At 40.5% G+C, this 20,399-nt stretch carries 21 protein-coding genes and 1 pseudogene; 2 read left to right on the forward strand and 20 right to left on the reverse strand.

Annotation, left to right across the window (positions count from 1 at the left end):
- Window positions 1-20: 20 nt before the first annotated feature.
- The 3 genes from V6C17_RS05320 to recD2 form a co-directional block, all read right to left on the reverse strand.
- Complete coding sequence (locus tag V6C17_RS05320) at window positions 21-401, reverse strand: DUF2730 family protein (RefSeq protein ID WP_333521510.1); 381 nt, start codon at window positions 399-401, stop codon at window positions 21-23.
- A 77-nt stretch (window positions 402-478) separates the two neighbouring features.
- Window positions 479-1,144 carry a ComF family protein gene (locus tag V6C17_RS05325; RefSeq protein WP_333521511.1) on the reverse strand — a complete coding sequence of 222 codons (666 nt, stop codon included), beginning with the start codon at window positions 1,142-1,144 and terminating at the stop codon, window positions 479-481.
- A 19-nt stretch (window positions 1,145-1,163) separates the two neighbouring features.
- Window positions 1,164-3,320, reverse strand: coding sequence for an SF1B family DNA helicase RecD2 (recD2, locus tag V6C17_RS05330; protein WP_333521512.1), 2,157 nt, complete (start codon window positions 3,318-3,320; stop codon window positions 1,164-1,166).
- A gap of 243 nt (window positions 3,321-3,563) precedes the next feature.
- Between recD2 and V6C17_RS05335 the strand changes: the two genes are divergently transcribed.
- Window positions 3,564-3,806: a TIGR03905 family TSCPD domain-containing protein gene (locus V6C17_RS05335; RefSeq protein ID WP_333521513.1), complete on the forward strand. Its 243-nt coding sequence runs from the start codon at window positions 3,564-3,566 to the stop codon at window positions 3,804-3,806.
- Between the two features lie 177 nt (window positions 3,807-3,983).
- Here V6C17_RS05335 and V6C17_RS05340 read toward each other — a convergent pair whose 3' ends face one another.
- The 8 genes from V6C17_RS05340 to V6C17_RS05375 all read right to left on the reverse strand — a co-directional run bounded on the left by V6C17_RS05340 (window position 3,984) and on the right by V6C17_RS05375 (window position 9,192).
- Entirely contained in the window at window positions 3,984-4,127 is a 144-nt protein-coding gene (locus tag V6C17_RS05340) for a YvrJ family protein (protein ID WP_333521514.1), read from the reverse strand.
- Window positions 4,128-4,146: 19 nt separating this feature from the next.
- A complete protein-coding gene (locus tag V6C17_RS05345) occupies window positions 4,147-4,359 on the reverse strand; it encodes a DUF2922 domain-containing protein (protein WP_333521515.1) in 213 nt (70 codons plus the stop codon).
- Window positions 4,360-4,384: 25 nt separating this feature from the next.
- Window positions 4,385-4,609, reverse strand: a complete 225-nt coding sequence (locus V6C17_RS05350) for a DUF1659 domain-containing protein (protein ID WP_333521516.1) — start codon at window positions 4,607-4,609, stop codon at window positions 4,385-4,387.
- 20 nt (window positions 4,610-4,629) lie between these two features.
- The gene (locus tag V6C17_RS05355) at window positions 4,630-5,199 is read right to left on the reverse strand and encodes an RNA polymerase sigma factor (RefSeq protein WP_333521517.1); all 570 of its coding nucleotides are present in this window, start codon (window positions 5,197-5,199) and stop codon (window positions 4,630-4,632) included.
- A 276-nt stretch (window positions 5,200-5,475) separates the two neighbouring features.
- The gene (locus V6C17_RS05360) at window positions 5,476-7,353 is read right to left on the reverse strand and encodes an ABC-F family ATP-binding cassette domain-containing protein (protein WP_333521518.1); all 1,878 of its coding nucleotides are present in this window, start codon (window positions 7,351-7,353) and stop codon (window positions 5,476-5,478) included.
- Between the two features lie 58 nt (window positions 7,354-7,411).
- On the reverse strand, window positions 7,412-7,822 hold the full coding sequence (locus V6C17_RS05365) for a GxxExxY protein (protein ID WP_333521519.1): 411 nt from the start codon (window positions 7,820-7,822) through the stop codon (window positions 7,412-7,414).
- 134 nt (window positions 7,823-7,956) lie between these two features.
- A complete protein-coding gene (locus V6C17_RS05370) occupies window positions 7,957-8,793 on the reverse strand; it encodes a family 1 encapsulin nanocompartment shell protein (RefSeq protein ID WP_333521520.1) in 837 nt (278 codons plus the stop codon).
- A gap of 51 nt (window positions 8,794-8,844) precedes the next feature.
- The gene (locus V6C17_RS05375) at window positions 8,845-9,192 is read right to left on the reverse strand and encodes a ferritin family protein (protein WP_333521521.1); all 348 of its coding nucleotides are present in this window, start codon (window positions 9,190-9,192) and stop codon (window positions 8,845-8,847) included.
- A gap of 212 nt (window positions 9,193-9,404) precedes the next feature.
- Between V6C17_RS05375 and V6C17_RS05380 the strand changes: the two genes are divergently transcribed.
- The gene (locus tag V6C17_RS05380; protein ID WP_333521522.1) at window positions 9,405-9,977 is read left to right on the forward strand and encodes a hypothetical protein; all 573 of its coding nucleotides are present in this window, start codon (window positions 9,405-9,407) and stop codon (window positions 9,975-9,977) included.
- Here the strand turns inward: V6C17_RS05380 and V6C17_RS05385 are convergent.
- From V6C17_RS05385 to murJ, 9 genes and pseudogenes are all read right to left on the reverse strand, one after another.
- Complete coding sequence (locus tag V6C17_RS05385) at window positions 9,974-10,450, reverse strand: hypothetical protein (protein ID WP_333521523.1); 477 nt, start codon at window positions 10,448-10,450, stop codon at window positions 9,974-9,976. The two genes, V6C17_RS05380 and V6C17_RS05385, sit on opposite strands and share 4 nt — an antisense overlap.
- Before the next feature lie 67 nt (window positions 10,451-10,517).
- Window positions 10,518-11,186, reverse strand: a complete 669-nt coding sequence (locus V6C17_RS05390; protein ID WP_333521524.1) for a response regulator transcription factor — start codon at window positions 11,184-11,186, stop codon at window positions 10,518-10,520.
- Between the two features lie 18 nt (window positions 11,187-11,204).
- Window positions 11,205-12,518: a secretin N-terminal domain-containing protein gene (locus tag V6C17_RS05395; protein WP_333521525.1), complete on the reverse strand. Its 1,314-nt coding sequence runs from the start codon at window positions 12,516-12,518 to the stop codon at window positions 11,205-11,207.
- Window positions 12,518-13,051, reverse strand: coding sequence for a hypothetical protein (locus tag V6C17_RS05400; protein WP_333521526.1), 534 nt, complete (start codon window positions 13,049-13,051; stop codon window positions 12,518-12,520). Before V6C17_RS05400 ends, V6C17_RS05395 begins: the two co-directional genes overlap by 1 nt.
- A 138-nt stretch (window positions 13,052-13,189) precedes the next feature.
- Window positions 13,190-14,665, reverse strand: a complete 1,476-nt coding sequence (locus V6C17_RS05405; RefSeq protein WP_333521527.1) for a glucose-6-phosphate isomerase — start codon at window positions 14,663-14,665, stop codon at window positions 13,190-13,192.
- A 172-nt stretch (window positions 14,666-14,837) separates the two neighbouring features.
- Window positions 14,838-15,778 (reverse strand): annotated as a pseudogene (gene galU / locus V6C17_RS05410) (UTP--glucose-1-phosphate uridylyltransferase GalU).
- A gap of 106 nt (window positions 15,779-15,884) precedes the next feature.
- Window positions 15,885-17,240, reverse strand: coding sequence for a phosphomannomutase (locus tag V6C17_RS05415; RefSeq protein ID WP_333521528.1), 1,356 nt, complete (start codon window positions 17,238-17,240; stop codon window positions 15,885-15,887).
- 24 nt (window positions 17,241-17,264) lie between these two features.
- Entirely contained in the window at window positions 17,265-18,644 is a 1,380-nt protein-coding gene (locus tag V6C17_RS05420; protein WP_333521529.1) for a mannose-1-phosphate guanylyltransferase/mannose-6-phosphate isomerase, read from the reverse strand.
- A 184-nt stretch (window positions 18,645-18,828) separates the two neighbouring features.
- Window positions 18,829-20,352: a murein biosynthesis integral membrane protein MurJ gene (gene murJ, locus V6C17_RS05425; RefSeq protein ID WP_333521530.1), complete on the reverse strand. Its 1,524-nt coding sequence runs from the start codon at window positions 20,350-20,352 to the stop codon at window positions 18,829-18,831.
- Window positions 20,353-20,399 lie beyond the last annotated feature (47 nt).

Below are 20,399 nucleotides of genomic sequence, written 5' to 3' on the forward strand. Positions count from 1 at the left end.
ATTTCCAAGACGCCTTCGTGTTATTCTGCTTTTTCATCTATTTTGCTGTTTATATGGTTAAGCATAGCTAGTACATCGTTTTGTTCCTGCTGTGCTAAATTGTCAAGTTTAATATCTATTACATTTACTTTTTCTTCTAGAATATCAAATCTATGTTCAAGCCTATCTACTTTTGATTCTAAATTGTCAAATCTGTGCTCAAGCCTATCCACTTTTATTTCTAAATTATCAAATCTGTACTCGAGCCTATCTACTTTTATTTCTAAATTGTCAAATCTGCGTTCTATTGCATCAACCTTTGCATCAACTCGTGCTAAATCATTTTTCACTGCGGCTACATCATCTTTTGTTGCCATATTGTCAAGCTTGGACAATATTAATTTAAAAATATCCTCATTCATGTTTGAGAGCCTCCTTTCAACAAAATTCTGCTAAAAATATTGTAGCACAAGTCACTAAATCAAACAAGTGTTCGTTTTTAATTATCCGTACCACTCGCAATTGCCAGACCTCTAACACTTTTTGCACCGGATATTTTAAGTACTTTAGCACATTCGTCCATAGTTATCCCAGTGGTAAAAATATCATCAACTATCAGTATGTTTTTGCCTTTAATAGAGTCCGGATGGGAAACGGCAAAGGCTCCACGAATGTTTTTTCGGCGCTCACTTAGCTGAAGTTCCCACTGGGGCTTAGTGGGACGCATGCGAACTAAAACATAATCCTGCCAATTAAACCCTCGTTTAATTACCCAGTGTTTGAATATCTTTTCAGTTTGGTTAAAGCCGCGCTCAGTTATACGGCCTGCATGGAGCGGTACAGCAGTCACAATATCAATATTGATAAACAGACTATTCCTTACAAAGCTTTCCAGCATCCATTCGAGATTTAGAGCAGTCTTAAAATTAGCACGAAATTTAATATCGTGTATCATTTTTTTGGCACCGCCCGTATAGTCACAAAGTACCAAACAGCTATCAAGATATCTTAATTTATGTGCGGTCATATTTATGTTTCGGATTGATAGTATTTTACTTAAACATACTCGACATAGTGCGCCATGCTCTTCGATCACTGCACGGCAGATTGGACATTTAGGAGGATAGATAATATCGAGCAGCGCTGCCCACCACATCTTTAACATCCTCCAAAACCTCCTCACATTAAGTATTTAAACTATCTCCTCGCAGCCTCTCTGCAAGCAGCGAATACCGTTTTTTTGTGCGATCATTTGAGACTGCGGTATTTAGCGCAGCCTTAGTTCCAAGCAGTACTACTTTTTCCTTAGCTCTAGTTACAGCAGTATAAAGCAAGTTACGCTGGAGCATTACATGATGACCAGGAATGAGCGGCATTACTACAACTGGATACTCACTGCCTTGGCTTTTATGCACACTCATTGCATAAGCCAGATGCAGCTCTTCAAGCTCACTTCGTTCATACCATACCTCGTTATCCGGATAGCGAACCTTTATCTTGTTATGTTCGATCTCAATAATAAAGCCAATATCACCATTAAAGACATTTTTATTGTAATTATTCCGCATTTGCATAACCTTGTCGCCAATTCTGAACGCATTACTTGTACCATCTGGACTCTCTTGTTGCTCTGGATTTAGTGCCTGCTGCAGAAGCTTGTTTAGATTTTCTACACCACAATCTAAACGGTGCATTGGTGAAAGAACTTGAACATCCCGCCAGACATCGTAACCTTCCTGGGATAGTTTATCTCTGCACATTTCAACAATAGCTTGCGCTGTTGCCACACTAGAGCTAATTTCGATAAACTGAAATTCTAAACTGCTGCTATAGTCTGGCAGCATTCCGCGATTTATGCGGTGGGCATTTTGGACAATCATGCTTTCACCAGCCTGCCGGAACACTTCTGTTAGTCGAACCATAGGTATTGTTACTGACCGAATAATATCTTTAAGCACCGATCCTGGTCCAACCGCAGGAAGCTGGTCAACGTCACCGACTAGTATTACTCTGCAGCCGTCTGGTACGGCACGAAGAAAATAATACATAAGTGAAATATCCATCATGGAAACTTCATCAATAATAATTACATCGGCTTCTAGTGGCTCGTCTTCATTGCGAACAAATTTTGGTGCACTATCGCCGCCACCGGTTGATTCAAGCATGCGATGAATTGTTGCTGCCTCACGCCCAGTCGCTTCACTCAAGCGTTTTGCCGCCCGCCCAGTAGGTGCGCCTAAAAGTATCTGAAAGCCCTGCTTTTCAAGAACAGCTAACATACCTTTAACAACCGTTGTTTTACCGGTACCTGGACCTCCTGTCAGCACTAATACACCATGAGCCAGTGCTGAAACCACCGCTTCACGCTGACTTTCAGCTAAAACCAGTTTAGCAGATGTTTCCCATTCTTTTACTAGTGAATCAAAATCACTTTCTAATACCGGCTTAGCCTTATCCTTGAGTCGCAGAAGCCTATAAGCAGTATTCTTCTCTGCGTAATACAAATGACGCGGATATATTAGTGTAACGCCATGCAAATCTTCGACACACAGTCGTTCTTCTTTTAGCAGTGTTTTAATCCTTAAGGCCACTTCGAGTTTATCTGTCATCAAAAGCTTTGCCGTTTCTTGAACTAGCGCTTCTTCCGGAACACAGCAGTGACCAGCCTGAGCAATTTGAAGCAATGCGAAATTGACACCGGCTGCAATCCGGTCAACATGATTTCGTTCCATCCCTAAAGACATTGCAATTTGATCTGCTGTACGAAACCCAATCCCAGATACTTCCTCTGCTAATCTATAGGGGTTCTCCTGCAGTACGGATATAGAAAAGGACCCATACTGAGCAAAAATCTTTCCTGCATAACCACCCGACACACCGTTCATTTCAAGAAAAAGCATAAGTTCACGAATTTCAGACTGTTCGATATATGCTTGATGGATCGTCTCCGCCTTTTTACTGCCAATGCCTTCGACTTCAACCAAACGATGAGATTTATATTCAATAACATCCAGCGTCTGGATACCAAAATGTTTTACAAGTCTGGCAGCCATTGCCGGACCAATTCCTTTGATAGCACCTGATGCTAGAAAACGTTCTATACCCTTTACGCTGGTAGGGGCGATTCGCTTACACCTTGAAGCTTTGAACTGCTGCCCAAATTTGCTGTGTTCAACCCACTCACCAGTTAACTCAAGCTGTTCGCCTAATAGCGGAGCAGGCATACTTCCGACTACTGTTACGGCACTTCGGTCTTCATTTGGTTTTATTTTAAAAACAGCAAAACTGCCGTCATCACTCTGAAAAACTATGCTTTCTACAATCCCAGCTAACTGCTCCAAAACATTTACTCCTTTTAACGCCCTGTATCTTTAAATGCTCTAATTCGCAAACCAGCCTATAATTCCTCTTTTATTACTCTCAAGTATTTACATTTACCGATAAATGATAATAGAATATAAGCAAACACGGCTTACTCCGAGCCCTAGCGACAGCGGAAGCCGATACTCACCCCTTATGCATGTAGGAAAGTTTTATAATTGCCTATCGTACAATATAAACTTTAAAAATCAAAGGAGCCAATTATGAATCATTACAGCCCTGAAAATGTCTGTTCTAAGGGAATTAGTTTTGAGGTAGAGAACGGTATTGTAAAAAGTGTTAAATTCGAACGAGGCTGTCCCGGCAGCCTAGAAGCAATATGCAAGCTAGTCGAAGGTATGCCTGTTGAAGAAGTAATCAAACGCCTCAAAGGCATCTCATGCAGCGGCAAACCTACCTCCTGCCCGGATCAACTCGCCCGCGCTTTGGAAGAGTTGAAACGATAATTCCCTTTACCGCAGAGTACGCAGAGTACGCAGAGTGAATACCAGGGAATTGTCACGATAACTATGATTAAGCATTCACTTCGTGTCCCTCTGCGACCTCTGCGTACTCTGTGGTTAAAAACCGTATCCAATAATTGCTTAACCCCCAGAGTGCCTATTGGCTCCCTGGGGGTCATTTTATAGCTTTCCTGCTATGACTTTGGATAATTCATTGATACTGACAGTGAGCTGCTCCAGCTTGCCTTCGATGCGTACAAGCAGGTAGACTGATATCACCATGGCAAAGCCGTAGTTCGCTGTATAGCTCAAGATTTGCTCCATGTTAGCTTACCTCCTTAAGTTAGGCAAGCGCCACAGCATCGCGAGTGCGAATACGTGCTTCGACCGTTTGCGTCAGTTCGCCAGCTTTGGTGATAAAGATGTTTCTGCTGACGATTTGCTGCATGACTGTGTCGACTTCGGCTTTAGTAAGATCTTCCTTGGGATCAGCTAAGCTTAAAGTGACTTCCTTGCCTTCGGCATTGCGGAATACCATTTCAAGTGTCTTTGTCATCGGCTATTTCCTCCTTCTTTTGATTTTACTCGTCTACCAATTGGGCATCATCAATTCGGCTGACTCCTTCTACTGGATGCAGCTGCAAGCTGGACAAAGCCAATCCAACAGCATGTACATCACTGTCAACAGCTCCAGGTTTTAAGTTATTAAAGGAACGCTGACGGTACACTGGATTGCCTGCGGTATTGACTCCAGTTTGCACTTTGATAATTAAACGAGAACTTTGCGGTACTTTTACTATCGCCATATCTCTCACCCCCTCTCACTTTAATACATTCCAGCGCAAAGTATTTTTAAACGAGCTAAACCACGCTGCCGCAAATTATATACAGCCTGAGGAGATGACTCCATATAAGTGGCTGCTTCACTGACGCCTTTCCCTAAAACTACAGTTAAAAATATCGCCTGCTGCTGACGTTTTGGTAATTCAGCAATTTCATTTACGGCCATACTTGCCAAAAGCTTCATTTCAACCTCTGACTCAATATTTGAAGCATCAGCCAAAATGTCTAAAAGCGAATTGCTTTCATCTTCATCACTTACCTGCAGCGGAAGCTCATTTTGCCAGCGACGCCGCTCTCTTTTAAACAAATTCCACATAGCAAATTTCACTTTTGATTCTGCATAGCCAGCAAAATTCGTACCATGCTGAGCGTCATAAGTCGATACAGCCTGCACCAACGCCAGCCACGCTTCCGCAACAGCTTCCTCATATAATGGTCGCAAATGCGACTGATAAGCGTACTTTTTTACTAACCCTTCAAACAATTGGCAAACCTGCTCAAAAGCCTCATCATCTCCAGCCTGAGCCTGATAAACTAAAGTATTTAAATCCATTTTTCTCACCTTTAGGTGAGAAACCGGTTCCTCAAGTATTAGCGCTGACTACAATCTACTACTTATCCCCCAAACATAGCAAAAGCCGACCCAGCGCACCTAAATGCACCAGTCGGCTTAAGTAGTATTGATTACTGATATTTTTTTAACCGCAGAGTACGCGGAGTACGCAGAGTGGATACGAGGAAAATTGTCGCGATATCTATCGCGATTAAGCACTCATCCCCACATTCACTCTGCGACCTCTGCGTACTCTGCGGTTTCGTTAATCCGTTCTTACTGCACTTCGACCCATTCTTCATACTTTGCCTCTAGTTCAGCCTGCAGGCGGGAGTGTTCGTTTGCTAATGCTTGGCTGGCAGCGGGGTCAGAGTGGCTGGAGGGATCGTTTAGCTGCAGTTCTACTGCTTTTAACTCGGCCTCCAACATAGCAATTTCGCCTTCAATTTTTTTCGCCAGTTTTTCTTTATCTTGAGGGCGCTGCTGACGCGGTTTGCCCTTCTTGGCAGTATCGACTTCCTTATCAGCCGGCTTTTCGACTTGATGATTCTTCTGATCAACCAGCTTTTTTTCCCGGTAGTAGCTGTAGTTACCGGTGTATTCCACCAGCTTGCCATCTGCTAATTCCACTACGCAGTTGGCTACTTTGTCTAAGAAATAGCGGTCATGAGAAACTGTAATAAAAGTTCCTGGAAAGCTCATAATGGCTTCTTCCACGGCTTCCTTTGCTGGTATATCCAAGTGATTAGTCGGCTCGTCCAATACCAGAAAGTTCGCACCTGTCAGCATCAGCTTTAAGAAAGCCAACCGTGATTTTTCACCGCCGCTTAAGTCTTTTATAATTTTAAAAACATCATCACCACTAAATAAAAATGCCCCGAGGTAATGCCTGGCCCTATCTTCACTTAACCCATAGTCGTGCATTATTTCGTCTATCAGTCTATTGTCACTGTTAAGCCCTTCATGCTGCTGTGAAAAATATCCGATCTTTACCCGGCTGCCAAGTTTAATTCTTCCTGCAGTAGGTGCTAAATCACCTGTCAGCAGTTTTAGCATGGTAGTCTTGCCAGCACCATTCGGACCGACTAAAGCTACACCGTCACCTCTTCTAACAAGCAGAGATAGCCTTTCAAAAACATCTTTTGCCCCATAGCCTGCTGAAACTTCTTCATACTCGGCCACACGCTCAGCACACTCACTGGGCGGGTTAAAAGCAAAGAAATTAAATCTAGCACTTTCCGGCGGCAGCACTATTCTTTCCAATCTATGGAGCTGTTTCTCCCGTCCTCGTGCCTGCTTTGATTTAATACCTGCTTTATAACGCCGAATATATTCCTCAGTCTTTACTATATGAGACTGCTGCTTTTCGTACGCACTTTCCAAGGCCGCCATCCGTTCAGCTTTAACTTGCAAAAACGTCGTATAGTTTCCGCTATAGGCTGTTATAGTGCCGCTCTCTAATTCAATTATTCTACTAGCGACTCTATCCAAAAAGAACCTGTCATGCGAGATGATAAGTACTCCGCCAGGATAAGAGACAAGGAACTCCTCCAACCACTCCACCATTCCAATATCGAGATGGTTAGTTGGCTCGTCCAAAAACAAAAAATCCGGCTGCCTTATCAATGCTTTAGCCAAACAAATCCTTGTCTTTTGCCCACCAGAAAAAGCATTAACACTACGCTGCATATCAGTATCTGCAAACCCTAATCCGAATGCAACACGTCTAATAGTACTCTCATAGTCGTATCCGCCAGCGCGCTCAAACTTTTCGACTATGCTTGAATACTGCTTCATCAGACTATCCAGCTTTGTTTCATCCTGCTCAGCAGCAATAGCCCGCTCAAGTTCGCCCATGTCAGCCTGCCAACCTAATACATCCCTAAAAGCTGCGCAAAACTCATCGTAGAGAGTCCCCTCACCAAGAGCAGCCTCCTGCTCCACATACCCAATAGTCTCACCCATCGGCAGACTGACATGACCCTCATCAGCCTGCTGAAAGCCCATTAATATCTTCATCAAAGTCGACTTGCCGGTGCCGTTAGCCCCAATAAGTCCCACCTTATCGCCACGCCTCACCTCGAAACTAACCTTAGAAAAAAGAGTCTCTATCCCAAAAGCCTTCCCCAGGCCTTCAACTTTCAATATTCCCATCATTCACCTCATAAAAATACGTGTTTTGAACCGCAGAGTACGCAGAGTTCGCAGAGGGTTACGGAGTAGCTTGATAATTTGAAGATTTAATTACACGCTTTATCCCACTTTTAAGACTAACTACATTGAAATTAATTACAATTCCCAAATATAAACCTGTTGTCTTTAGATATGATAATACTTGCGCAGTATGAATAGGAGAAATTTGTTCCACTGCCTTAAGCTCAACAATCAAAATATCATCCACTAAGAAATCCAGTCTGCTTTCCCCCACCTTATGTCCCTTATAGCTAAGATTTATAGTCTTTTGTCTTTCGTATGGAATATCTCTTATCTCAAATTCCTGAGCTAAAGATTCCTCATACACACTTTCTAGATATCCTGGCCCAAGTATGCTATGAACTTCCATCGCTGCACCAAGCACACGGCTCGTTAGTTTCTTTAATTCATCCTCTCTGTCGATAAGCATTTCCCCCTCCTTAGCGATAACATTGCGAAAATCCACTCTGCGCCCTCTGCGTACTCTGCGGTAAAACGTTCGCTCTCCGGTTCAATTATACAATAAAAAAAGCGCGATATCTATCGCGCTTGGGTTTGATTAGTTTATTCGATTGTGCAGATGGCATCTGGTCTGCGTACTAATAGTGCTATTGTTTCTAGTACACGGAAGACGTGGTTCATGTTGGTTGGGCCCATGTAGGCTGTAACCATGTCTTGCCCTACTGCTAGGTTTAGGTTTTGGGAACCAGTTGCGATTACTACCGCTTTTGAACCGCTGATTACGTTAGAGTAGTGTACACCACCCGAAATTAGGGCTTTGACTTGGTCAAGTTCGAGCATACCGGTGTTGCCAAATACTCTTACCATGCGGCCAAAGAGAATCGGACTTACAACCATTGCATAAGGACCATAATGCCCTGCTTGGCTTAGTTTTCCAACTGCTTTAACAACATCAGCAAGGGCCGATCCTGGTTCATCCCAGTTACAAATATCAACTGTCTGACGGCCTTTTACAGTAAATAAACCGTCATGACCTAATTCTTCGTTACCGTTAAAGATAAGATTATCTTCCTGTACCGCTACAAAATTTCCTGCTACAGCGGCAGTGCTTACATCGATTGGCAGTCCTAAATGGCGATCCGCTTCAACATCACGCCACATAATTTTGAAATCTTTATATAATATTGGCAGGTTTATAGTTGCACGCCGACTGGCTTCAACTACGAAATCTTCGTTTTCACCTACCATATCTATACCTGTTGGCGACTTACCGCTGAACACCGAATAAGGGATGCTGTATACACCTGAGCCCAGTGGACCAAGCACGTCAATAACACGACGAGCTACCAGTGTACGGCGGGCAGTACTTATTACAGCTTCATCGATGCGACCCCATTCAGCTTCAGTCAAAGGTGCAGCGTTACGATCTAAGAAATCCACAATAATCCCTCCTCAAAAGTTACCAATAAAATAACAGCTAATAGGAATTAATTATTTTTGCCCAAACATACTTCCCACAGTAGGAATTCGATCAGTTTCAGCTTCGCTAACAACGCGTTCGCCAGCTTCAACCGTATGATCGTTCATAAATTTCTCACGCTGAATTGCATCAATGCGGGAAATTAGATGCGTAATCTCAGCGACGTGTTCTTTTTCGTCATCGCGGATATGAGCTAAAAGGTCTTTAATTTCAGCATCATCAATATTGTCGATGTGCGCTTGATACTGATTAATTGCCTGCAGTTCGCCCATTAAATCTTCACGAAGCCATATTAAAAGTTGTTCAAGTTGAGTTGCCTTAACACTACCTGATTCAGGTTTTCCGTATGCCACAAGCATTCCTCCTTTAACGATACACCATTTTACAAATATTCCTAAACATAGGATATTATTACCTTATTCGTTATTAATATTTATTTTCCTTCCGTTAAACCAACTTGCTATTTTAATTTTTGCAATCTTTAATTAATTGATGGTATTGCTATAATCGGTAATATTTGCTAATATTGAATTATTAAATCGAACATATGTTCTTGAGAGGAGTATTCATAATGTCAAATTTTCTTCCGCCTTTTGAACAAATCGCGGCTATTGTGCCACAATATTCAACGCAAGGCCACGGCACAACAATAATTTCAACTACAGGCTTATCCTCAAATACTCAAAGCAGTGTTAAAACAATAATAAAGCGGCTGGCGCGCAGCCGCTCAACTGACCTTACCGCATTGAAAGCCCGTTCCTCTGGTGCTACTCAACGGGCGATACTACAGCCTCTTCCACTAGCCCCCGGACTGGTGCTGGTACCGCTCAAAATACGAAAGCCGATTGTCCGAGGTGATATAAGTACCGGATATGTTAATATTCATGCGGTGAAGGCGGTATCAATAAATCAAAAACGTCCTTTTCGTTCAACTTTATCCTTGTCAGGCGGCACTGAATTGCCGGTAATGTGGACCGCTTCCACTGTAAAAAAACAATTGCAGTGTGCCCGTTTAGTCATGACGCAAACGCCTTCCAACCATACACTTCAAGAAACGCCAGCAAGTTATGCTGCTATCTCGAATATTGCCGCCAAACTGATTGAGGTTATCTATGATATTCTAACTCTCAAGAGTAAATCTTAATCCCTCTGTCTAATCGCTACTTCATTACAGCTCTGGCGCATTAAGCTGCATACTGCTACCATAAACTCATCACAATTTAACCGATTAACAACATCTAAGACATGAATAACAGTTCCCCGACAATAAGGTACAGCCTCTGCTATCGGTCTGTTATAACCAGTTGCTTTATGGATTGTCAATCCAGGCAAATCGTGGGCTAACCTTACTAAAATTGCAGGTGTCAAATCATCTGAATTGCAATCTACCACTACAGCATCGCATTCTACATCTGAGCTCTCGATTTCCCGCATCAAATAGCGCATCATCTCTTCAATATCTTGCTCAATATCCTTTACCATTATTAAGAAGGTAACACTTGGCAGTCGAACCAATTGCGGCTGCAAGAGCCAAGTCCATAGATCTTTGATGAAGCACCATATTCCAAACATCGCAAGGGATACTAAAATTACGCTTGCAGTATACGAAAAAAACATAATATCCTACCCCCTCTGCCTGGGATAGGATATTATATGCTAATACAAGTTTATTGGATACTTACTGCTAATCTAAAATAACAATTTTATTTTTGAGAGCGTAAAGCACGGCTTGAGTACGATCTGTTACATTAATCTTGCGGAAGATATTTGTTAAATGATTTTTTACCGTCTTTTCACTCAAATATAGCTTTTGCGCGATTTCCTGGTTGCTCATACCCTGACATATCAGTTCAAGAACTTCTATTTCGCGATATGTCAGACGCTCCTCTTTACGCCGCTCATGCATGTTAACAGCATGTTTACGCTCCTCACGGCGATTGATCTCACCGAATAGCTTTTTAGCCAACGTAGGATAAATAAATGACTCACCTTCAAAAACAGTATGGATAGCTTTTATAAGCATGCTTGGTTCAACGTCTTTTAGCAGATAACCTGAAGCACCGGATTTAATGACCTCAATAACGTAGTTTTCATCGTCATGCATCGTTAGAACGATTACTTTTATGTTAGGGTTTTCAACCTTTATCCTTTTGGTTACTTCCAGGCCTGTTAAACGCGGCATATTGATATCAAGCAGCATTATATCGGGTTTCAACTCTAGAGCTTTGTTTACTGCTTCCTCACCGTCAGCAGCTTCATCTATAACGGCCAAGTCGCTTTCAAGTTCGAGGACATTTCTTATACCTTTTCTAAGCAGCATATGATCATCAGCAATTAAAATATTTATAGGCATGACCGTTACCCCTCTTTCTTATTTCACTATATGCGCCGTTAGGAAAATGACTACTTCAGACTCATTCTTAGTATTGTTATTATTGCGGAACAGTGACCCAAGAATCGGTAAATCACCTAAAAATGGAACTTTGCTCATGGATTTCAATTCATCCTTACCAATAAGTCCGCCAATTACCATTGTTTCCCCATCCTTCAAACGGACTTCGGTATCTGCCGAACGTTTATTAAACCGATAAGCTTTTAACTCCGGAACCAAAACTGGGGAGCTTACTTCGGTATGTACTTTTGCTATTATATGACCATCCGCATTAATTCGCGGCGTATATTTAAGGATAATACCAGCCTCTTTGTATTCAATCGAAGTAGTCGTTGTATTATTAGAAGTTGTAGTTACAGGAATTGGTACTTCACCGCCGATATTTATGATCGCTTCTTTACCATTGATAGTCATGATCTTAGGCTTTGCTAAAACATTTGCCTTACCGTTAGTAACTAAAGCATTTATTTTAAACTGATAGTACATCTCATAAGAGTAGCCCTCAGGAGTACGTCCGAATGAAATTATCCCCGGCACACTGCTATTATCCCCACCGTCTAAGGTCTTACGAGTAACTGTCTTTTTCCCTTTATCGTCAATTTCATATTCAGGGTAATTGGGCCCTTTGGACCATTCCCATTCTACACCCAAGTTTTTTGCGTCATCATTATTAATAGCAAGAACCTGTGCTTCAAGAGATACCTGCTGATAAGGTATATCCACTTCAGTAAGTATCTTTCTTATTTGTGCTACTTCGCTAGGCGTACCGGAGAATACTAGCGAATTCGTCGCAACATCTACTTTTATACGACTGGAAGAACTTACTGATATATTCCCTTGGGATTCCGAACTGCTTTTTTCTGGGCTTGCTTCCGATTTATTATTCTTCCCGTCTTGTTTTTCGGTAAAGACTACACTAAGCAAATCTACTACATCCGAAGCTTTAGCGTGCTGAAGTTTAAAGACATTGATTTGCCCAAACCCTCTGCTCATTTGGCCGGAATTACCAACAACAATTACTCCACCTATCTTTTGGTAATCATAGCCCTTAGTTTTGGTGACAATATCAAGTGCCGTATCGAAAGAGACATCTTGCAACTGCACAGTTATTTTGCCAGTAACAGAATCATCAGCAACAATATTAACTCCACCGATAGATGCTAATGCTGTAAGCACGTCACGCACTTCGCCATTAGTTACATTCATATTTACTTTAGGATTCGCTGCCATGGCTGCGGAGGTAAGCAAAAGTATAAATATCATCAAAGTAACACTTGTTTTAATAATTTTCATTAACTACCACCTCCCAGCATTAAATTGAATTTACCCTCAGGTCCATCAAAAAGTACCGAGTTCTCGAATATTGCGGCAACTCGGTATGGTCCAATAAAATCATTAACCCTATATGTACGACTCTCAGACATATACTCTATGATAGCAAGACTTTTTGATTCTGCGCCAATAACACCAGTAAGAGTAGGTTTTTCAAATTTGGGTGTGTTACCATTATGAGCGTTCTGATTTATTCGATAATCACTTTGGCTTGCTGTATTAGCATTTTTATCTTCCCTGGGCTTTTGAAATGCCGTGGGAACTTCAAAAGGATTTTTTAATGAAGCCTCAGCCTTATATCCCTGTGGCATTACTGGCTGAGCGGTACTTTTCTTCACTGGTATGACTTGATTAGGAGTATTAATTTCTACTGAAGCCTCAGGTGCCATCAGGAAATTTGCAACAACAAGAGCTAATGTTCCTGCCGCTGCAACAGCCAGAATACGCTGCCTTGGCTGTAGATTAGCGATGAACTCCCTAATATTAACCTTCATTCACCACTACCGCCCTTTATTACCGAATTTTCTCTTTAATTCTACATAAGCATAAGAAAATCCTGTCAAGTATTGACAGGATTATAGTGGAAATATTTTATTGGGACTATCCACCTACTTATAGCGACAAATAGACTATTACTTATTAGCCTTAAGTGCTTTAAGCCTCGGCCCCATTAGCCGCTTATACCCCTCGACTCCCGGCTGATCAAAGGCATCGACATTAGCTAGTTCCCCTTCATATGCTACTGAAAGTGCCAACAGATATAATAGCTCACCTAAATGAAAAGCATTTAACTTTGGTAAAATAAAAGTTGCATTTAAGCGTTCATTTGAAGCTAAGGCTTCTGCATTAGCCGACCGAGCTACATCTAAAGCGTCACTCATATTAATTGATGAGACTTCCGAAAGCTTAGCTGCACTTGGGAATATATTAGGTATGACAAGATCATCCGACCACTCAGCTACTTTTACAAACTGGACTACCTTATCGTTCTTACCATCCTGGTGCTGTTGAGTTTGAGCATGCATATCAGTTGTACCAACCGCAACGACTGGTGTACGACCATAGTATACTTCGTTACCCTCACGATCTAAGCGTTTTCCAAGCGATTCGGCCAGCAGTTGTACATACCATTCTGCAACTGATTTCAAGTAATCCGCATAGGGCATAAACACTTCGATATCCCGCCCATATTTTTCGGCTGCTAGGTACTTCAGAGAGGCATTGAGCAGAGCCGGGTTGTTCCATATATTATCCTGCTGGCAGGCTTCGTCCATTGCTCGAGCCCCAGCCAAAAATCCATCAATATCGAAACCTATACATGCTGCTGTTATAAGACCAACTTCGCAAAATATACTGAATCTGCCGCCAACACCATCAGGTACGCCAAACGTTGGCCACCCCTGCTCAGCAGCCAGTTTCTTTAAAAGAGTAGCATTTTCACCTTCAGCAGGATCGGTTACAGCTACCACATTAACCTCTATTAATGGAGACTTTTTCAGTTCATTGTAAACTACCATAAAGGTAGCCATAGTATCCAATGTTGCGCCAGATTTTGAAATAACAATCAGCGTTATGTTATAAGGCTTCGCCGTCAAATCAAATGCTGCATGTGAAGCTTCTGTCCGTATCTGTTCAATAAGCTCACTTGTCCTGCGCGGATCTATATTGTTGCCACTGAAATAGTATTTTGGATACCCATTTCGTTCAGCAGCAGCCTTAGAATTCCAAAACTCACCGCAATGCATGTCAAACAACACTTTATTGCCTAGGAAGGATCCGCCAATACCGAAAGATATAACAGCATCGACTTTATTGCGCAATGAATTCCCAAACTCTTTTAACCTTTTTATCGACTGAGGAGAATTTAGATTGCCTTCTTTAACATAAGGGAGGTGAGTAAAAAGTACCTTCTCTGGGGTGTCGTCCTTAGATAGATGTCCTCTTACCTCTCCAGTAGCCCGCATATGCTTTATTGCCTTATGAGCATTTTCAAACTTAGCAGTTATTTCGTTAATATCATCACTAGATACTTTGCCTTCACCATACAGATTATTAAAATCGAATGTAAACCCAGAACTAAGCACTAAACATGAATTATTGTTAGCCATTCGAACACCTCAGCCCAAGTAGAATTTTTGTAAAATTTTACCTGATATGTATATTCAGTAAAAATGGATAATATTCCTGCTAATAAATATGCTAAGATTAAGAACCTCCTCAGTGGACGTGTCCATTGAGGAGGTTCTCTATGTTTCCGTAAGATAAATACAAAAAAATAGATTAATCCTTAATTTTTGCTTCTGACAACTCTTCAGATGCGGCTGCGGCCGCATCTTCGTTCTGAAGAATTGGGCCAACTTTTTTTAGCAAGTAGTTTAAAAACTTATCACGAAGATCAGGGCGCTTTAAAGCATATTCTACCGTTGCCTCTAGATACCCCTGCTTGTCACCGACATCATAACGGCGGCCATAGAAATTATACGCATAAACTGGCTTAATTGCAGCTAGTCGACATAAAGCATCAGTTAGCTGGATCTCACCACCGCGCCCTGGCTCAGTCTGCTCAAGCAGCTCAAATATTTCGGGATCGATAATATATCTCCCTAATACAGCAAGCTGTGACGGTGCTTTTTCAATAGATGGTTTCTCCACTAAATCAATAGCCTGCCACAAGTTATGCTTTATTGACTTGGGATTTACAATATCATAGCTGGATACCTTAGACCTGGTAACTTCCTGTACACCTAGCACGGTACCTTGATAGTCTTCATATACGTCCATAAGCTGCTTTAGGCAAGGTACATTAGCATCAACAATATCATCTCCTAAAAGCACAGCAAATGGCTCATTACCAACAAACTGTTTAGCACATAGTACAGCGTGGCCAAGACCTTTAGCTTCTTTTTGACGTACATAGTGAATCGTTACATTTGAAATTTCCCCAACTAAGCCTAACATATCATACTTGCCTTGTTCTTTGAGCTGAAGTTCCAACTCAACAGAACGGTCAAAGTGATCCTCAATTGCCCTTTTATTGCGTCCCGTTATAGTAAGATTTCTTCAATACCAGATTGAATAGCTTCTTCAACTATATACTGAATTGCTGGCTTATCAACAATAGGCAGCATTTCCTTCGGCTGAGCCTTTGTTGCAGGAAGAAATCTAGTCCCAAGTCCAGCTGCAGGAATTATTGCTTTTCGAACTTTAGGTGTAGTTTTCATGGAGAAACCCTTTCATCGTGGAAATAACGAATATAATTAGTAGCTATTTCGCTATTATAAGCAAATATTCTACTGTTAAATAATTGAATATATAAAGATATTCCAATTATGAATTGATTAGTTTTAGCAGTTCATTGGTTTTTTGTTTCATAAGTTCTACATCACACCGGGATTCAACATTTAGCCGTAACACAGGCTCAGTATTTGACATACGCACGTTAAACCGCCAATTTTCAAATTCAACACTTAAACCATCAATATACTCTACACTAACAGCACTGGGTATATATATATCCTCAATACGCTTTATTGCAGCCACCTGATCCTCAACATGACTATTTATTTCGCCGCTAACCGGAAAACAAGCCGTTCGTTCCTTCATCAATACAGATAAGGCTTTACCTTCTAGACTCATGATTTCTAATACTAGCAGCCATGGTATCATCCCACTATCACAATAAGCAAAATCTTTAAAGTAATGATGGGCTGACATTTCACCGCCATATACTGCACCTTCCTGGCGCATTCGTTCCTTCATAAAAGCATGCCCTGTTTTATTCTGGATTGGTACTCCGCCAGCTTGAGTTACAAGCTCTATCGTATTCCAAGTTAAACGAGGATCGTGAATAATCCTCGCTCCGGGATTTCTTCTAATAAAAGCTGTTGCAAGAAAACCTACTAAGTAATAACCTTCGATAAAATCTCCGTTTTCATCAAATAAAAAGCAGCGATCAAAATCTCCATCCCAGGCAATGCCAATATCAGCCCCGGTCTCCTTAACAACCTTTGATGTAGCCTCTCGATTTTCAACTAATAGAGGATTAGGAATACCGTTGGGAAAGCTGCCATCTGGATTATGATTGATTTTTATAAATTCAAATGGTAAGTACTCTACAATGGCATCAATTACTTTTCCAGCACCACCATTGCCGGCATTCACAACTACTTTAAGCGGCCTTAAAGTATTAATATCTATAAAGGTGAGTAGATGTTCAATATACTCAGGCATTATATCATAATAACTCACTTGTCCCGGTATGCTACCTCGCGTAGTAAATTCTCCATTAATCACAGCTTCTTCCAAATCCTTTAGTCCGCTATCACTGCTGATAGGCTTGGCCTCAGACCGGACCAGCTTCATGCCATTATATTCTTGTGGATTATGGCTTGCCGTAATCATAATACCGCCATCCAATTTTAAATGGGCGGTAGCAAAGTAAATTTGCTCAGTGCCGCACATACCAATATCTATTACATTACACCCGGCTTCAGTAAGGCCAGTAACCAAAGCATCTCTAAGCGCTGGACCTGATAACCGAATATCATGACCAACAGCTACTTGCTTAGCCTTAAATATGTCAACATAAGCTCGCCCAAGTCGGTAGGCCATTTCTTCATTTAGTTCTTCTGGTACCTTACCGCGAATATCATAAGCTTTAAATGCGTTGCGTAAAATCTTCATATACTTTTCACGCCCTTTAGTTAATTACGTTCTACCATACACATCTTCAAAGCGCACTATATCATCCTCTTCCAGATAGACGCCATTTTGCACCTCAATTATTTCAAGAGGTATTTTACCCGGGTTCTCAAGTCTGTGCTTCGTAGTTTGCGGTACAAAAATACTCTCGTTTTCATGCACCATTTTCTCTTCACTATCAAGAGTTACCTTAGCTGTGCCGCCAATCACAATCCAGTGCTCACTGCGATGATAATGCATTTGTAGGCTTAACCTCTGACCGGGATTTACAACTATTTTTTTCATTTTATAGCCTGGTCCTTCACCTAGTACTGTATAGTTTCCCCAAGGCCGATACATAGTCGTATTCTCACATATTTCCTTACGTCCACGCTTATTTAATTCAGCAACTAATTCTTTTACTTTTTGTGACTCTTCCCGCCTAGCTACAACAACTACATCGCTTGTTTCTACCACCAATAAATCTTCAAGGCCAACAGCTGCTACTAAGCGATTATGTCCCACAAGCAGACTATTTTTGCAATCTAAAGCAACGCAATCCCCATGAACGGCATTGCCATCGTTGTCTTTGTTTAGCACATCATATATAGCATCCCATGACCCAATATCTTTCCAATCGGCAGTTACCGGAATAGTCACTACCTTTTTAGATTTTTCAGCTATAGCATAATCTATTGAAATATTAGGCAAATGTTCAAAGTTGCTTATTAGACTATCAATATCACTAGCTAACCTTAGCATATCTGGCTGATATGTTTTCAGTTCATCAAGATAGCTCTTTATATTAAAGGCAAAAATACCCGAATTCCAATAATAATTACCATCTGCCATATATTTTTCAGCAGTTTCTTTGTCCGGCTTTTCTCGGAAAGACTTAACAGTAAAAGCACTGCCTTGTTTGTCACCAGCTTGAATATACCCATAAGCTGTTTTCGGCTCGTCAGGCTTTATCCCAAATGTAACAATCACATCGTTTTTTGCTATTTCAGCGGCCTGTTTAACTGCAGCATTAAACCCGTCTTCCGGTTTTACAACATGATCTGATGGAGTAACTAGAATAACCTCATGATCTGCAACTCCAAGTTTGTCTAAGCAGTAGCGAACAGCTAAGGTAATTGCAGGCGCTGTGTTTTTTCTCATAGGCTCGAGTAAAATGTGAGCATCTGAAGAACCACATAGTTCTAATTCTGCCTTGACATGATGAAAGTATTCCTGGTGAGTCACTATGATAATATCGGATGGGCTTACAATTGGAAGAAACCGTTCAACTGTCTTGTGAAAAAGTGATTTATCTTCGCCCACATTTATAAACTGTTTTGGGTAGCAGGTTCGCGAGAGCGGAAACAATCTAGTACCACCGCCACCAGCTAAAATAACTATTTTCATATTTTAATTTCTCCTTTAGGAAAATGCAAAAAGCATTATAATATATTCTTTAATATATTATAATGCTCCTTCTGGAAAGGTATTATAAGAATTATAAGCTCCACATTAAAAACAACCGAGTTGAGTTTATAGCAGGAAATCTAATTTTACATTAATCGGATTATTCTTTGTTAATCAATTCTAATTATATAAACTTTTTAAAAAATCTTACTCGAATTTTGCTAGCTATACTATCAACTTCTCCTATCTTCATAAAATAAATCATTATGATATACACGACTGCGCTTATGCAGATCGAAAGAATTAATGAAATATTTTCACTAAAACTGCCAGTAAAAGTACCGAAGGTATACTTTGCAATTAATCCCATTGCTATAGATGCAGTTAAGATTTTGCAGAATGATATTGTTAAATTCTTAATCCCAAAAGCGCCTATTTTTTTCCTTAAGCTTATAAATAATAGAATTGTACATAATATAGCCGAAATACTAGTTGCTAATGCTAAACCACCTATACCGAGATACCTTGATAAAATGATATTTAAAACTATGTTGAGTACCATAGCGATCGTTGCATTTATCATTGGTGTTTTAGTATCTTGAAGTGCATAAAAAGCCCGCGTTAGCACTTCCCGTAAGCCAAAACCAACCATACCTATTGAAAAAAAGTACAAAGCATATGACGTCATATAAATGGCGTGATAATCAAATGCCCCTCTACCAAATAAAAGCTTTACAATCGGTTCTGCAAAAATCATGGCTCCGACAGTGGCTGGTAAGACAAGTAAACTAATCCCACTAATAGCTTCAGCTAGCGTCTTTTTTAGACCAGATATGTTTTTTTCCGCTGCCATTTGAGAAATGACCGGATAAATAACAGTAGTTATAGAAGCAACAAATATCCCCTGGATAAATAAATTTAGACGATTTGCATAATTTAACGCAGAAATACCGCCAGTAGCTATCTGCGAAGCGATTGTCCTATCCACTAATACATTAATTTGGTCAACCGAACTGCCTACTATAACTGGAAGTGAAAGATACATTATTTCTTTCAAATACTTATCATTTGTATCAAATATAAAACTATATTTATACCCCTCCTTACGGATAAAAGGGATAAGATACAAAAGCTGAATAATTACTCCAATAGTAGTACCTATCGATAAGAATATGACATCAAATTTAGCACTTATAATAATTGAAAAAATGACAAATAAATTGGGAATTATACCGGCTAAAGCAGGTATTACAAAACTACTTTTTAATTGTAAGTAACTTTTAAAAATTGAAATAATACCATAAAAATATACTGCTACAATGCTAATCTGAGTAAATTGAATAGCACGGTTTAAAGTTTCACCTTCAAATCCAGAAGCGAATAACTTTACAATTGGACCGGCAAAAATTATACCCATAAAGGTTATCAAAGTACATATCATTAGCAAAAAATTTATAACACTACTTGTAAACCTATCCGCCCTTTGAATATTAAACTCTCTATTTATACGGCTGTACATAGGAATATAGCTTATAGCCAATCCTGTTCCTACAAATGAAAATATCGTAACAGGAATAGTAAGAGAAATTAAATATGCATCACTTATTCCAGAAGTTCCGTAATAATAGGACAAAGTTACATCTCTTAGAAATCCTACTATTTTGGAGACTATCGTCAGTACCATTAAAATTAAGGCTGTTTTTTTCATAGCTTACCCCAATTTAGTTTAGAAATAAAATCAATAAACAAGTTTTC

Origin of the sequence: Dendrosporobacter sp. 1207_IL3150 (genome assembly GCF_036763085.1) — a bacterium.
In the GTDB taxonomy this organism is placed as follows: Bacteria; Bacillota; Negativicutes; order DSM-1736; family Dendrosporobacteraceae; genus JBAIYU01.

Coding starts and splice junctions, on each gene's coding strand:
- V6C17_RS05320 (WP_333521510.1), bottom strand. CDS start 401: ATGAATGAGGATATTTTTAAATTAATATTGTCCAAGCTTGACAATATG.
- V6C17_RS05325 (WP_333521511.1), bottom strand. CDS start 1,144: ATGTTAAAGATGTGGTGGGCAGCGCTGCTCGATATTATCTATCCTCCT.
- V6C17_RS05335 (WP_333521513.1), top strand. CDS start 3,564: ATGAATCATTACAGCCCTGAAAATGTCTGTTCTAAGGGAATTAGTTTT.
- V6C17_RS05340 (WP_333521514.1), bottom strand. CDS start 4,127: ATGGAGCAAATCTTGAGCTATACAGCGAACTACGGCTTTGCCATGGTG.
- V6C17_RS05345 (WP_333521515.1), bottom strand. CDS start 4,359: ATGACAAAGACACTTGAAATGGTATTCCGCAATGCCGAAGGCAAGGAA.
- V6C17_RS05350 (WP_333521516.1), bottom strand. CDS start 4,609: ATGGCGATAGTAAAAGTACCGCAAAGTTCTCGTTTAATTATCAAAGTG.
- V6C17_RS05355 (WP_333521517.1), bottom strand. CDS start 5,199: ATGGATTTAAATACTTTAGTTTATCAGGCTCAGGCTGGAGATGATGAG.
- V6C17_RS05360 (WP_333521518.1), bottom strand. CDS start 7,353: ATGGGAATATTGAAAGTTGAAGGCCTGGGGAAGGCTTTTGGGATAGAG.
- V6C17_RS05365 (WP_333521519.1), bottom strand. CDS start 7,822: ATGCTTATCGACAGAGAGGATGAATTAAAGAAACTAACGAGCCGTGTG.
- V6C17_RS05375 (WP_333521521.1), bottom strand. CDS start 9,192: ATGCTTGTGGCATACGGAAAACCTGAATCAGGTAGTGTTAAGGCAACT.
- V6C17_RS05380 (WP_333521522.1), top strand. CDS start 9,405: ATGTCAAATTTTCTTCCGCCTTTTGAACAAATCGCGGCTATTGTGCCA.
- V6C17_RS05385 (WP_333521523.1), bottom strand. CDS start 10,450: ATGTTTTTTTCGTATACTGCAAGCGTAATTTTAGTATCCCTTGCGATG.
- V6C17_RS05390 (WP_333521524.1), bottom strand. CDS start 11,186: ATGCCTATAAATATTTTAATTGCTGATGATCATATGCTGCTTAGAAAA.
- V6C17_RS05395 (WP_333521525.1), bottom strand. CDS start 12,518: ATGAAAATTATTAAAACAAGTGTTACTTTGATGATATTTATACTTTTG.
- V6C17_RS05400 (WP_333521526.1), bottom strand. CDS start 13,051: ATGAAGGTTAATATTAGGGAGTTCATCGCTAATCTACAGCCAAGGCAG.
- V6C17_RS05405 (WP_333521527.1), bottom strand. CDS start 14,665: ATGGCTAACAATAATTCATGTTTAGTGCTTAGTTCTGGGTTTACATTC.
- V6C17_RS05415 (WP_333521528.1), bottom strand. CDS start 17,240: ATGAAGATTTTACGCAACGCATTTAAAGCTTATGATATTCGCGGTAAG.
- V6C17_RS05420 (WP_333521529.1), bottom strand. CDS start 18,644: ATGAAAATAGTTATTTTAGCTGGTGGCGGTGGTACTAGATTGTTTCCG.
- murJ (WP_333521530.1), bottom strand. CDS start 20,352: ATGAAAAAAACAGCCTTAATTTTAATGGTACTGACGATAGTCTCCAAA.